The organism is Nitrospirota bacterium (assembly GCA_040754395.1).
In the GTDB taxonomy this organism is placed as follows: Bacteria; Nitrospirota; Thermodesulfovibrionia; order Thermodesulfovibrionales; family SM23-35; genus JBFMCL01.
The window spans coordinates 22,002-34,268 of record JBFMCL010000031.1 but is presented as its reverse complement, the minus strand read 5'-3'; the positions used below and the strand labels follow the sequence as shown (position 1 = coordinate 34,268).

Annotated in this window: 15 protein-coding genes; 4 read left to right on the top strand and 11 right to left on the bottom strand. The window is 44.7% G+C overall.

All coding sequences use genetic code 11. The annotated features are described in order from the left end of the window. Nucleotides 1-466: 466 nt before the first annotated feature. Nucleotides 467-1,324 carry a ferritin-like domain-containing protein gene (locus AB1552_13090; protein ID MEW6054702.1) on the bottom strand — a complete coding sequence of 286 codons (858 nt, stop codon included), beginning with the start codon at nt 1,322-1,324 and terminating at the stop codon, nt 467-469. A 96-nt stretch (nt 1,325-1,420) separates the two neighbouring features. Here AB1552_13090 and AB1552_13085 point away from each other — a divergent pair, with 96 nt between their 5' ends. Then, nucleotides 1,421-2,275, top strand: a complete 855-nt coding sequence (locus AB1552_13085; GenBank protein MEW6054701.1) for a Clp1/GlmU family protein — start codon at nt 1,421-1,423, stop codon at nt 2,273-2,275. 228 nt (nt 2,276-2,503) lie between these two features. Further along, the gene (locus tag AB1552_13080) at nt 2,504-3,295 is read left to right on the top strand and encodes a carbonic anhydrase family protein (GenBank protein ID MEW6054700.1); all 792 of its coding nucleotides are present in this window, start codon (nt 2,504-2,506) and stop codon (nt 3,293-3,295) included. Nucleotides 3,296-3,304: 9 nt separating this feature from the next. Here the strand turns inward: AB1552_13080 and rlmN are convergent, their stop codons facing one another. From rlmN to AB1552_13030, 10 genes are all read right to left on the bottom strand, one after another. Next, nucleotides 3,305-4,360: a 23S rRNA (adenine(2503)-C(2))-methyltransferase RlmN gene (gene rlmN / locus AB1552_13075; GenBank protein MEW6054699.1), complete on the bottom strand. Its 1,056-nt coding sequence runs from the start codon at nt 4,358-4,360 to the stop codon at nt 3,305-3,307. A gap of 11 nt (nt 4,361-4,371) precedes the next feature. After that, the gene (locus tag AB1552_13070; GenBank protein ID MEW6054698.1) at nt 4,372-4,833 is read right to left on the bottom strand and encodes a tetratricopeptide repeat protein; all 462 of its coding nucleotides are present in this window, start codon (nt 4,831-4,833) and stop codon (nt 4,372-4,374) included. 2 nt (nt 4,834-4,835) lie between these two features. Beyond that, nucleotides 4,836-5,288 (bottom strand): C39 family peptidase, encoded by a 453-nt coding sequence (locus AB1552_13065; GenBank protein ID MEW6054697.1) that lies wholly within the window; start codon nt 5,286-5,288, stop codon nt 4,836-4,838. Between the two features lie 386 nt (nt 5,289-5,674). Beyond that, complete coding sequence (locus tag AB1552_13060) at nt 5,675-6,067, bottom strand: PA2779 family protein (GenBank protein ID MEW6054696.1); 393 nt, start codon at nt 6,065-6,067, stop codon at nt 5,675-5,677. A gap of 71 nt (nt 6,068-6,138) precedes the next feature. After that, nucleotides 6,139-7,626 carry an MlaD family protein gene (locus AB1552_13055; GenBank protein ID MEW6054695.1) on the bottom strand — a complete coding sequence of 496 codons (1,488 nt, stop codon included), beginning with the start codon at nt 7,624-7,626 and terminating at the stop codon, nt 6,139-6,141. Further along, on the bottom strand, nt 7,601-8,380 hold the full coding sequence (locus AB1552_13050; protein ID MEW6054694.1) for an ABC transporter ATP-binding protein: 780 nt from the start codon (nt 8,378-8,380) through the stop codon (nt 7,601-7,603). The genes AB1552_13055 and AB1552_13050 overlap by 26 nt, the downstream gene beginning before the upstream one ends. Before the next feature lie 42 nt (nt 8,381-8,422). Then, nucleotides 8,423-9,238 carry an ABC transporter permease gene (locus AB1552_13045; protein MEW6054693.1) on the bottom strand — a complete coding sequence of 272 codons (816 nt, stop codon included), beginning with the start codon at nt 9,236-9,238 and terminating at the stop codon, nt 8,423-8,425. Beyond that, nucleotides 9,180-10,316 carry an alanine racemase gene (gene alr / locus AB1552_13040; GenBank protein ID MEW6054692.1) on the bottom strand — a complete coding sequence of 379 codons (1,137 nt, stop codon included), beginning with the start codon at nt 10,314-10,316 and terminating at the stop codon, nt 9,180-9,182. The genes AB1552_13045 and alr overlap by 59 nt, the downstream gene beginning before the upstream one ends. Beyond that, a complete protein-coding gene (gene tatA / locus AB1552_13035; protein MEW6054691.1) occupies nt 10,309-10,521 on the bottom strand; it encodes a twin-arginine translocase TatA/TatE family subunit in 213 nt (70 codons plus the stop codon). The genes alr and tatA overlap by 8 nt, the downstream gene beginning before the upstream one ends. Then, nucleotides 10,509-11,096, bottom strand: coding sequence for a molybdenum cofactor guanylyltransferase (locus AB1552_13030; GenBank protein ID MEW6054690.1), 588 nt, complete (start codon nt 11,094-11,096; stop codon nt 10,509-10,511). Before AB1552_13030 ends, tatA begins: the two co-directional genes overlap by 13 nt. 267 nt (nt 11,097-11,363) lie before the next feature. On the opposite strand from AB1552_13030, the gene AB1552_13025 reads away from it, so the two are divergent. Both AB1552_13025 and AB1552_13020 read left to right on the top strand, forming a co-directional pair. After that, nucleotides 11,364-11,783, top strand: a complete 420-nt coding sequence (locus tag AB1552_13025) for an OsmC family protein (protein MEW6054689.1) — start codon at nt 11,364-11,366, stop codon at nt 11,781-11,783. Between the two features lie 31 nt (nt 11,784-11,814). Further along, entirely contained in the window at nt 11,815-12,261 is a 447-nt protein-coding gene (locus AB1552_13020; protein MEW6054688.1) for a phosphatidylglycerophosphatase A, read from the top strand. Nucleotides 12,262-12,267 lie beyond the last annotated feature (6 nt).

Below are 12,267 nucleotides of genomic sequence, written 5' to 3'. Positions count from 1 at the left end.
TTATACGAGAAATGCTTTTCGAAAGAAAGGCTATCATAGATATCCTTACATTAAAGCCTGATAGATTAAAAATAAGCGAGGACACTCCTATCCAAGGGGCTCTATTTTAACCGGACAGTAATGGTATACTTTAATAAAATTTTTGACTGAATGTCTTCCTGGTACAGGGGCTTATCTTTGAACCTCTGGCACATTCCAACCCCAACCGCTGTTTGGATTTGAACGTGTGGAGCTTGAATACCATGACATGGGAGAAGGTTTCCTAAACAGGGAGCCTTATACCTACAGTTTTACGGCATCGATAAATGCAATAGTTTCGCAGCATACAGGAATGTTTTTCCGTTACCGGTAAAATAACTGACGGTATATTCGAGAGCAACTCAGTTCTGGGAATAACTTTTCATCTGACAAAAGAAAGAAGGTATGGAAATCATTTTCGCTAAACCTTCATCCCCCGCTGTTGCTGTTACGTTCCCGTCACGGTGTCCGACAGCTCCTCTGCCTGGAACTGTTCCTGCCGGACAGTGAGATCGAGATTGACAGCCATCCCCCCGTGTTTCTGTATTTCACTGTCTTTCATGAGCTTTACGTGTCGCCTGTAAGCTTTTTTTGCATCATCTGAGGCCTTTATAAGCGCTTTATTGACAGCCATAGTCAGATCCAGCTTGCCTGGCTTGAATTTCACATCAATGCCGTTTGCGCCGATGTCTTCTGCAAAATGCGCTACCTGTTTCATCTTCTCCATCGCCTGATCCATGAGGTTCCAGGCCATAAGTCCCTTTTTCTGGAAAGTCCATGAATAGCGGATATGCTGCAGCATTTCATTGTATTTGCCGCTTACTTCCTTCTGCAGGAGATTGAGGAGTCCGTCCGGAAGTTCTTTTTCTCCACCCGGAACTCCTTTAGCCTGCACGGGAGTCAGTTTGTTCAGTATACGCTGAAATTTCTTTGCATGATACGCGGATTCCCATGCCTCGCGCTGCAAGACTCTCTTGATGTGGGGATCGTCGACCCGCCCAGCCTGACCGTTGTAATGAGGAACCAGCTTTTCCTCATATGCAACATAGGATTTGAAAATAGTCGCCCTGTTCGTGGGATCGTATGGGTAAGGAGCCGGCTTGAAGTCGGGTTCTCCGCCCAGTTTGCAGATTATCATCCCCAGCCAGTGCATATGCCACATCTCTTCTCTGGATCTGGATATCAGGCTTGCTCCGATAGGCGTATCCTCTCCCTCAAGCCATCCGTGTACAAGGTAGCGTATAATGGCCGCATGCTCATCTGCGAGGTCTTTCTTCAGCATTTCAATTAATTCGCTTTTCTTCATACTCTTCTCCTCCTCTGCATCGTATTATCAAAAAACTCTTGGATGATTATAATAATATTTCAATACACGGTAACGGTCAAGTACTAAAAATAAATCATGGAAATCATAACCGAACCCGAATGGGATATCACCGTTCAGAGTCTTCTGCAGCACAGGGGAAATGCGATTGTCATCGGGGCAACCGATTCCGGCAAATCTACTCTCATACGCTATCTTCTGAAAAGAATGGTCTCTGCCCGCACTTCCGCATGTCTTATTGATGCAGATATCGGGCAGTCGTCACTCGGTATTCCGGGAACGATCTGCAAGAAAGAGTTTGCCAATGAAGGAGATCTCGATAATTTTACCCACGACAAAATGATATTTGTCGGAACACTGAATCCAGCAAAATCTATCCCTCTGATGATCGGGGGGGTCAGGAAGATGTCTGAAATATGCAAACAGCCTTCAGGCATCACCCTTATCGATACCACTGGTCTTGTGAGCGGTCTCGCCGGCGAATCGCTGAAAATCGGCAAGATGAAAGCCGTCAGGCCTATGCATCTCATCGCTGTTCAGAGAGGGGAAGAAATCGAACATCTCATCGAACAGACAGAGGGTGCCATTGTCCACAGAATCAAGGCATCATCTGCTGCAAAGGTGCGAAATGCTGTGACTCGCAGCCTGTACCGGAAGAACAAGTTTGAAACGTATTTCCGTGAATCTCTGTTATCTGACTTTCTCATTTACAGGAATGAGGCGGTTTTACTGTACAACAGCATGCCTGCGCGGAACGTTTCCCTGTTCAGGGAGGGAACACTGATCGGTCTCAACCATGATGACGACACAATAGCACTGGGAATTCTCGATGACGTTTCCGATGATGCAGTTACGTTCAGGTCACCTATCGGATCATCAAGAAAAATAAACCGGATTATATTCGGTGATATCATGCATCCTGATTATCTGTAATGGCAGTTTTGCTGAAAAAAATATTTGAAATCAGCTAAAATGATTGCCATGGAAATGACACCTTTCAGCAAACGGTTTTCCGTATGACTGTGAAAAGAAGCTTTGTCGGAAATTCATTGCAAAAAGGAGGTGAAAGACATTTTTGGGGAATGGCATGCATGGAGGGTGATGAGGAAGGGGAAGAAATATCTTCGCCTTCATGTTTGATTTTTTTCTAAGGAGGAAGAAATGGCAAGAAAGATTCTTTGCATCATATGTTCTTTATTACTGCTGATTGTTGTTTTTGGGTGTAAACCCGCTGAAAAGCCTGCAGAAAAACCTGTCCAGGAAGTCAAGCATGAAATTCACTGGGGGTACTCGGGAGAAGGGGCACCGGCAAACTGGGGCAAACTGAAACCGGAGTTTGCACTCTGCGGCACCGGGATGTCACAGTCGCCAATCGATATCGACAAGACCTACAAGACAAAACTGGATAAAATTGAAGTTGCATACAAAGAAAGCCCTCTCAAGATCATCAATAACGGACATGCCATTCAGGTCAACTATGAACCCGGAAGCTTTGTGACCATTGATGGTCAGCAGTATCAGCTTCTCCAGTTCCATTTCCATGCCCCGAGTGAACACACAGTGAAGGGTGCTTTTTATGACATGGAGATGCACCTGGTACATAAAAATGACCGTGATGAGCTGGCTGTTGTCGGCCTTCTCATGAAAAAAGGGAACGCGAACAAAATAATCCAGGTTCTCTGGGATAATCTGCCTTCTGAGGTAAACAAGGAGAATGTGGTCGAAGGAATCTCTGTGAATGCCTCCGGTCTCCTGCCAAAAGATATGAAAAACTATCACTATTTCGGCTCACTGACAACTCCTCCCTGCAGCGAAGGGGTCAATTGGACTGTCTTGAAAACACCTATTGAGGTATCTGAAGCACAGATAGAGAAATTTAAGACACTCATGGGATTCGGCAATAACAGGCCTGTACTTCCGGTCAACAAACGTTTTGTGCTGGAATCGCAATAAAGGATTCTGTTACGGTGTGGGCGGGAGGATGCGTATCCCGCCCTTTTTTTTCTCGGTATGACCTGCCTTCAGCTGACCACACGCAGCAAGGATATCCCTTCCCCTGCTCCGCCTTATGAAGGTCATTATACCGTTTTTCACAAGAATATCCTGAAAAGTGAGGATTCCTTCATCAGCAGGAGGCTTCAGGTCACTCCCTGGAAAAGGATTCAGCGGAATGAGATTCACCTTGCACCGAATACCTCTGAGCAGTCTGCCCAGCTTCAGGGCATCTTCCGGCGAACTGTTCTTCCCATCAATAAGCACGTACTCAAACGTGATTTTTCTTCCTCTCCCCAGCGGGTATTTTCTGCATGCTTCGATAAGTGAAATCATCGGATATTTTTTATTGACGGGCATTAATTCACTTCTTGATTGATCATTTGCAGCATTGAGCGATACTGCGAGATTCACTTCAGGAGCATGTGTACGAAAAAGTGGAATCTTCGGTACTATGCCAGCGGTTGAAACAGTAATCCTTCTTTTGGAAATACCCATAAAATCGACGATTTTCCATAATGCATCAACCACCTGAACGAAATTTGCAAGCGGCTCACCCATTCCCATAAAAACAAGGTTGTTCACCTTCCCGGGAAAGACAAGCCTGTTTACGGCAATAATCTGGTCAACAATCTCACAAGCCTGCAGATCCCTGGACAGACCGAGCATTCCGGTCAGGCAAAACCGGCATCCCATCGCACAGCCTGCCTGTGAGGATACACATAAGGTAGCACGGTCTTCTTCAGGGATATAGACAGCCTCAATTGTATGTCCGTCTTCAAGTTCAAAGAGAAACTTTTTTGCGCCGTCTGATGATTGTTGTCTTTCGAGCAATTTCAGGGTGCTTATATAGGCTATATCATTCAGCCGGCTTCTGAGTTCCTTTGGGAATTCGGAGATCATATCGATATTTGTCGCATGTTTGTCATACATCCAATGGATGAGTTGCGCAGCACGATATTTCGGCAGACCCTGATTTTCAAAAAAAGCGTGCAGGGATTCTCTGGAAAGAGACTTCAGGTTCATCTTCTGAGATATCATTGTGCCCGTGCCGCGCGTATTTTTTCCAAGGTATCTTGATATATATCTTTTTTTGAAGGGTTCATTTCAATCGCCTTCAAAGAAAGTCTTTCAGCTTCATCGAGGCGTTCCCTTTTGACATAATAGAGCCAGGCAAGATTATTATAAGAATCGGCGATCCCGGGTATCTTCGTAATCGCCTTTTTGTAGTATTTTTCCGCCTGTTCGTAATCATGCTTCATGAAATAGATATTTCCCATATAAAGGTATGCAACGGGTAGTTTTCTTGAAGCAGTCTCATATTCTTTTAAGGCATTCTCGAGTTCTCCTTTGTGTTCATATGTAACGCCAAGGTTCAGACGCTCCTCAGGGCTCAGCGGATCATCCAGCACGACTATTCTGGGAAGGGCACAGGCGCTTATTATCCAGAGCCCAAAAAAAATCAGAAAAAACAGCCGGAGAAATCGTACGAGGAACATTCTCATCGGCCTTCTTCCGGTATGACGAGGAGTGTCCAGTATTCTGCTTTTTCCCAAAGATTCAAAAAAGTTTCCTGCTTCATATACCGCTTCTCGCTTCTTCCTGAATTTATTATCAATCCATTCTCACCATATCCGTAAACAACCATGTAATGATGTTTTTTATAGAGGGAAAAGCCGTAATCCACCAGAACGACAACAGGATATCCGGACCGTATGTTTTTTTTCAGATCATCAATGCTCCCCCTGTACTGGACTGCAAACATTCCTTTCCTTTGGGAAAAAAGAAGCATGTCAATATTCAGAGTTCCTCGTGCAGTTTCACTGAAGATTTCTTTTGCTATTTCTTCAGGAGAGACTGCAATTCCCCAGTAGTTCAGGACCATGGAAAGTGCTGCGGGACCGCACTGATATGATTCCTGAGGATGAAAAGGCATGTTTTCTATTATGTGCATGGAATCATTTTGGGGAATTCCGGCAACAGAAACGCAGGCGAAAAACAGTGCTGAGGTAACGTACAGCGCATACGTCTTCATACAAAAGGCAGGCATTAATAGGCACATGATCTGCCAGATCCAGCGACAGGAACTGTCACTGCGTGCGTAACGTAGCAATCCCGTCTTCCCGCAGGTGATTGCTGTGTACCTCTCAGTTTCCTGCAGTGACTTGCTCGCTAAACGTTTGAGACACTTATCGCAAGGTCCGGGTAATGTATTCATATATGCAATGGAGTATACCTGTGTCTGAAGATCACCATGATAGCAATGGCTGCATGGAATTGCCCTCACCACCCTCTCAGTAGGGATGGTGAGGGCACTAAAAAGCTACTTAAAGACAGCCGTTACGTAATGATGACCTTATGACCCGTGAGTTTCAGAATAATAATCACCAATATCGTAATGACAAGAAGAGCGATGATAAGACCAAGGGCATCATCCTGTCCAACCTTCAGGTCATCCAGCTGGAGGGCTATCTGATGAATCTGCTGGTCGCTGAGCTGTGAAAGTCTTAACTGAATCTCCTCGTGTGTAAGCCCGTACTGCATCAGTCTCTGACTCACGGCCTTAACCTCAAGGATCTTCTGAATCTTTTCAAGGTCAGCAGCGCGATCCGCTTTTGAAAGAGCTATTATCTCTGAAGGCGCAAGCCCCGCTTCCACCCTTGGGGCAATCGCGATGACAACCATTGCGACAACAAGATACCAGGAAATCTGTTTCATGAACGGAATCTTCAAGGGTTCACCTCCTTTCTCTTTCTGGTTTATCGCCGGCGCGCACGTGTTGCAGTCGCACTCAGCATTTGTTGTTACTTTGCAGAAATGCTCGGCAGCGTCCCGAAAAGATATTTAATGTCCTCATCCTCGAACCTCACACCAACACCTGCATACCCTCCCCGCCATTTCTTGTTGAAAATATTATCCGCTCCGGCTGTCAGAAACAGGTTCTTGAAAAAGAAGTAGTCAACCCCGATTCTGACATGGGGATTTTTTGCCCCGTCCTCATCGTTTGAGAAATCCCAGATGTCTGCGACAATTTTCCCTTTGTCATTCATGAAGAAATAATCTGCTCCAGCCCCGAAAGTGTTCTCTGTCATGCCTATCCTCAGCGCAAGGTCATCGAACCTCTTGGCAAATTGCGCAGTGAATTCGATCTTCTTCTCCGTCTTTTCCTGTTCAATTCGTGTTGTTACCCCGTCCTCAACACGCACGATCTCTTTTGAGGTAACCTTGCCAATAGGGTCTGTTACGACACCAAGGATATAGTACTTGTCAGGCTTTGGCTGAAGCGTGAGATAAAAATATCCTTTTCCTTCCTTTGGTTTCGTGAGATACTCAGACTGGAAGGTAATAAATGTCCTGAAACGCTCAACCGCACCAATCGTTCTGTCTATCCCTTCCGCAGCCTTGTTTATTGATTCGTACAGGCGGTCATCCTTAATCAGTTTTCCAAGAGACCCTTCGCCTTTTTCTATCTTTTTTGCGATATTGTCGATGGAATCTGTAGCGCTCTTTATTGTAGGACGATTTTCCTCGACCATCGCCCTGAGGTCATTTGCAGCTTTATTCAGGCTTTCGACGAACTGTGGGCCATCTTCTTTCAGCGTTTCCGAGAAATCCTTTATATTGCTGACAGCAGACGTAACTTTTTCACTGTTCTTCTCCACGAGATCATTGACTGATGAGGCAAGATTGTTGATATTGTCGAGCGTTGTTCTCAGCTTCTGATCATTCACCGCGATCGTTTCCTTCATGCTGACAGTGATATCTTTCAGATTGAGGACGGCTTGCTTTATTGCATCCTTTCCTTCCTCGGTAGCAAAAGACTCATTCAGCGACTGGGCGAGTGTATTGATATTTTCCGAGACAGCGGTTAGATTGCGCGTCAGATCGTCGAGGTCTACGATCTCGATGACATTATTCAGCGTATCTCCGTTTGTCAGCAAGGGTTTTTGAGTTCCGGTTTTAATCTCGAGATATTTATCTCCCAGAAGCCCTGCTGCCTTAATTGAAGCGCTTGCATCGCTGTAAAGATTGACATCACTGTCCATCCTGACGGTCAGTTTGGCTTTGCCCTTGTCAAGTTCTATTTTCTCGATGACTCCTGCATTTACACCCGCAACCTTAACCTTGGTTTTCTCATCAAGTCCCGCAATATTCTTGAAGTAGACATTTACGACATACCCTTCTTTTTTCATCCAGTCGATGTCACCTATCTTGAAAGTCATAAATGCCAGTATCGCCACGACAAAAATAGCAAATAATCCGACTTTAAGTTCTGTTGAAATCTTTTTCATAATGGACTCCTTCTATCTTAATCGGCCCCGAAGCGCTTCCGGTTATGAACTGCCTGACTATCGGGTTTTCAGTTTCCTTTATCTCATCAGGAGTGCCAACCTGAATAATTCTCCCCTCGTACAGCATGGCGATTCTGTCGGCAATTTTGTATGCGCTGTACATATCATGAGTTATTGCAACAGATGTCACTGCGAGATTCTTTCTCATTTTGACAATAAGATCATTTATGGCATCTGCCATGATAGGGTCCAGTCCGGTAGTAGGTTCATCATAGAGAAGTATTTCCGGTTCGTTCGCTATTGCCCTTGCAAGACCAACCCTTTTTTTCATGCCTCCGGACAGCTCTGACGGCATCAGGTCTTCAACACCGGAGAGTCCGACAGAGCGTAGCTTTTCTGCTACAATCTCCCTTATCTCGCGCAAATGCATTTTTTTCTGCCTAATAAGCGCAAATCCCACATTTTCCCATACAGTAAGCGAATCAAACAGGGCTGCCATCTGAAAAAGCATACCAAATTTTTTTCTTACTTCATAGAGTTCATTCTCCTTGAGATCTGTTATATCAACCCCGTCTATGAACACCTGCCCTTCATCAGGTTTCAGGATACCAATGATGTGTTTAAGGAGAACGCTTTTTCCGGAACCGCTCCCTCCGATGACTACTATACTTTCGCCGGTTTCTATCTTCAGGTCGACACCATTGAGCACGTGTTTGTTCCCGAACGCCTTGTGGAGATTCACGATCTCGATCATTGCCCGCTTTTTCCCTTTATGGTTCTGGTATGCATTCTGCCCTTAATTGAATAACCATGCTGACAGAAAATAGTCGGATATGAGTATTGTCATTGACGACAATACAACTGCGCCTGTCGTTGCCTTCCCGACACCCTCGGCGCCTCCTCTTGTATAGAATCCCTTGTAACAGCTTATCAGTGAGATGCTGGCTCCAAAAAAACCTGCCTTTATCATGCCGTTAAGGATATCACTGACTTCCAGATAATCCCACGTTCTTTTCCAGTAGACTATCGAGCTCGTATCAAACAATCCTACCGTAACAAAATAACCGCCTATTATACCGGTAATGTCTGCAACTGCAGCAAGCGCAGGCATCATCAGAATCCCTGCAATGAACCTCGGAATTATCAGGTACTTAATCGGATTTGTCGCGAGTGTCTCGAGTGCATCAATCTGTTCCGTGACTCTCATGGTGCCCAATTCTGCAGCCATGGCGGCGCCTGCCCTTCCGGCGACAATAAGGCCTGTGAGAACCGGTCCCAGTTCCCTTGTCATGGAAAGAGCAACAACAGTACCAACAACCGCTTCGGCACCGAATCTTTTGAACCCGGTAAACGTCTGGAGGGCAAAGACCATACCGGTAAATATTGCGGTTATGAGTACGACTGGCAGGGAACGCACCCCGATTTCGAGCATCTGCTTGAAGGTATTCCTTACCTCATAGGGTGGCAGGAAAAGCTGTTGCAGGGACAAGAAAAGAAGGATCAGGATCTTTCCAAGTTCTTCGGCAAAACGTATTACAGTGCTTCCTATGAGTTCAATGATTCTCAGCATGGACTTTACGGGAACGGCTTCCCAGAGACGTAAGAATTTCATAGGATATAGTATTGGCTTTTTCGGCAAGTTCATCCGCGGTGATTGACTGGCTTCCCTGCCGTCCGATGATAACAGCATCATCGTTTTCCTGTGCCTCCGGTATATCCGTAAGATCGATCATGGTGAGATCCATGCAGACCCTTCCGGCGACCGGCGCCTTTTTTCCGAGAACAAGCATTTCTGCATTATTAGAAAAAAGCCTGCTGTATCCGTCAGCATAGCCTATTGAAACAACCCCTATCCTGCTCTGCCTTTTCGTCACAAAAGTCCTTCCGTAGCTTATCGGGGTTCCAGAGGGTACATTTCTTATAGAGAGTATTTTTGCCTTCACAACCAACGCAGGAAAAAGTTCTGATACGTGAGGAAGGTTTTCTGGTGAACCGAATCTATAAGCCTTTAAAGGAGAATAGCCGTAAAGCATTAGGCCGGGCCTGACTGCGTCGAAATGTGACTCTTCCAGGGTCATGACTGCCGCGCTGTTGGCTATATGTGCACATATTTTTCCTTTTATTTTTCTGGATACAGACTCGAGCACCTGCCTGAAAAGGGTAATCTGCTGGTCTGCAAATGATCTGTCAGCAAGATCAGCTTCAGAGAAATGGCTCAGCAATCCCTCAACCTGAATGCCCGGCATTGACGCGATATTCAAAATATTTTCAGTGACTTTCTTCCCGTGTAATCCGAGCCTTCCCATGCCGGTATCGATTTTTATATGGACATTTATGGCCGTGTTTCTTCTTTTTGCCTCATTTGACAGAGACAGCGCAGTCTCTACATCAGAAATAACCGGTATCAGATGAAATTCAAAGAACGCGTTTATATCATTCCTGTCGAACAGCACTATCACCGGAATGCTGATACCCGCATCCCTCAATTCTCTCGCTTCTCCGGTAAATGCTACAGCAAGGCAAGTGACTCCTTCTTTGAGCAGTCTTTTTGAAACTTCTACCGCGCCGTGTCCATACGCGTCAGCCTTGACAACGGCGATAACAGGCCGGTTTTTTACAATTTTTCGTATTGCTTGAAGGTTATGCGCTATAGCAGACAGATCAACCTCTGCGATAGGGCCTCTAGTCACCTTCTTTTATTTTTTCTTTTTTCGTTTCCTGTTTATTGTCTTTTTCGGGTGTTACATCGATCTCTTCACCTTCACTAACGCTCTTCTTGAAATTCTTGATCGCCTGTCCGATACCGCTACCTATCTGCGGAAGCCTTGTAGCGCCGAAAAGAACAACAATGATTATCAGAACGATGATCAGCTCCTGCGTGCCTAAACCAAACATGTCTTACCCCCCTCTCTATGGAAATCTTCCATGGTATTAATATTAACAAATGAACGTCCTTCGGGATCCAGATTTCTTACATCTTCCTCCTTGAAATAGAGCACATTAATTTCCGAGAGGAATCTTTTAAGGCATTTTCTGTTTTTTCGTATTTTTTCTTCCATTCTTTCCGCGATCTTTTTCGAATATATGGCGAAAAGCGGCTGCGGTTTTCTCTCGAAAACAGGGACTGCTGCATCCCATCCGCGAGACCATTTCTCTTTCATATATTGTACCAGTATAACATTAATATAAGGCATGTCACATGCTGAAATGAATACCTCGGAGACATCGGGAACAGATAATACAGAAAAGATTCCTGTCATTGGCCCGCGATGCGGAAGGACATCTCCTATCATTGGTGTTCCGAGATAAAAAAAAAGCTCCGGTGTATTGGTACTGATAATGACCCGATCAAAGACCTTCCTCATGCATTCAACATTCGATTCGATGATCTTTCTGCTGTTTATTTCAAGGAATCCCTTAATGACAGGTATCCGTGTATTTTCTCCTCCGGCTAAAATGACCGCATCCATTTTCTCATACCTGTGGAAATATTCTTTTATCTGTTATATTTATAATAGTTAATTAAAATAATACTTTCAATAAAAAACAATTTATTCTTTTTAAACAACAGGTTTGCTTGACAAATGTGTGCATCTGGAATAAAGTAACTCCATCCACTGTTACCTGTCGTACGCAAAACTGCTGGATGTATTATGATGTTTGTACGTGACCTGAAATACGCACACGTACCAGGCTATTCTTTTAGTATCTGATCATAAATGCATTAGGAGGGTAAAATGTTAAAGGCAAGAATAAACTATGTAGAAGGTCTTCAGTTTGTAGGAACTTCTTCGTCAGGACATGCTCTTGTAATGGATGGAGACCCCACCGTAGGTGGACAGAATTCCGGTCCAAGGCCGATGGAGCTTCTTCTGCTTGGCATAGGCGGGTGCTCCGGCATGGATGTGATTTCCATTCTGAAAAAAAAGAAACAGGATGTGACAGGAATCGAAATTGCTGTAAAGGGGGAAAAAGCTGAAGATTATCCCAAAAAATTTACCGACATAACCCTGGAATTTGCAGTAAGGGGAAGAAATATATCTGAAGAAGCGGTCAAACGGGCAGTCGAATTGTCCATGAATAAATACTGTTCCGTAAAAGCAACGCTTGAAGGAACTGCCAAAATAAAATTTTCGTACACAATAATTCAGGAATAATTGTGACAGACTAGTCTCCCGTCAGGATTTCATGAATACCGTTTGCAAATATATTGCCACTCTCGGTTTTATTGGGTATATCCCCTTTGCTCCCGGCACTTTCGGGACCTTCGCAGCCTTTCTTTTCTATGTTCTTATCAGACCTTCTGTTACCCTGCATATCTTCGTTTTATCAGTAATAATTCCACTTGGCATCCTTACGTCACATCGCGCTGAACATGCCCTAAATCAGAAGGACAGCAGACATATCGTAATTGACGAATTCTGCGGGTTCCTTCTGGCAGTCCTTTTCATTCCATTTAGCATGCACTACGCTGTTTCAGCTTTTTTTTTATTCAGAGTTTTCGATATACTAAAACCGTTTCCTATAAAACGGCTTGAATCCTTCTTCCGGGGCGGGGTTGGCATCATGGCAGATGATGCATTGGCTGCCTTGTATGCGAATGCTGTTTTGCAGACCTGGAAAATGCTTTTCTGATACACC

What these genes read in the sequence shown, in the direction of transcription:
- AB1552_13055 (MEW6054695.1), bottom strand. Translation starts at nt 7,626, where the DNA reads ATGAAAAAGATTTCAACAGAACTTAAAGTCGGATTATTTGCTATTTTT.
- AB1552_13090 (MEW6054702.1), bottom strand. Translation starts at nt 1,324, where the DNA reads ATGAAGAAAAGCGAATTAATTGAAATGCTGAAGAAAGACCTCGCAGAT.
- AB1552_13020 (MEW6054688.1), top strand. Translation starts at nt 11,815, where the DNA reads ATGAATACCGTTTGCAAATATATTGCCACTCTCGGTTTTATTGGGTAT.
- AB1552_13080 (MEW6054700.1), top strand. Translation starts at nt 2,504, where the DNA reads ATGGCAAGAAAGATTCTTTGCATCATATGTTCTTTATTACTGCTGATT.
- AB1552_13050 (MEW6054694.1), bottom strand. Translation starts at nt 8,380, where the DNA reads ATGATCGAGATCGTGAATCTCCACAAGGCGTTCGGGAACAAACACGTG.
- AB1552_13045 (MEW6054693.1), bottom strand. Translation starts at nt 9,238, where the DNA reads ATGAAATTCTTACGTCTCTGGGAAGCCGTTCCCGTAAAGTCCATGCTG.
- tatA (MEW6054691.1), bottom strand. Translation starts at nt 10,521, where the DNA reads ATGTTTGGTTTAGGCACGCAGGAGCTGATCATCGTTCTGATAATCATT.
- AB1552_13025 (MEW6054689.1), top strand. Translation starts at nt 11,364, where the DNA reads ATGTTAAAGGCAAGAATAAACTATGTAGAAGGTCTTCAGTTTGTAGGA.
- rlmN (MEW6054699.1), bottom strand. Translation starts at nt 4,360, where the DNA reads ATGAACCTGAAGTCTCTTTCCAGAGAATCCCTGCACGCTTTTTTTGAA.
- AB1552_13030 (MEW6054690.1), bottom strand. Translation starts at nt 11,096, where the DNA reads ATGGATGCGGTCATTTTAGCCGGAGGAGAAAATACACGGATACCTGTC.
- AB1552_13070 (MEW6054698.1), bottom strand. Translation starts at nt 4,833, where the DNA reads ATGTTCCTCGTACGATTTCTCCGGCTGTTTTTTCTGATTTTTTTTGGG.
- AB1552_13065 (MEW6054697.1), bottom strand. Translation starts at nt 5,288, where the DNA reads ATGCACATAATAGAAAACATGCCTTTTCATCCTCAGGAATCATATCAG.
- AB1552_13085 (MEW6054701.1), top strand. Translation starts at nt 1,421, where the DNA reads ATGGAAATCATAACCGAACCCGAATGGGATATCACCGTTCAGAGTCTT.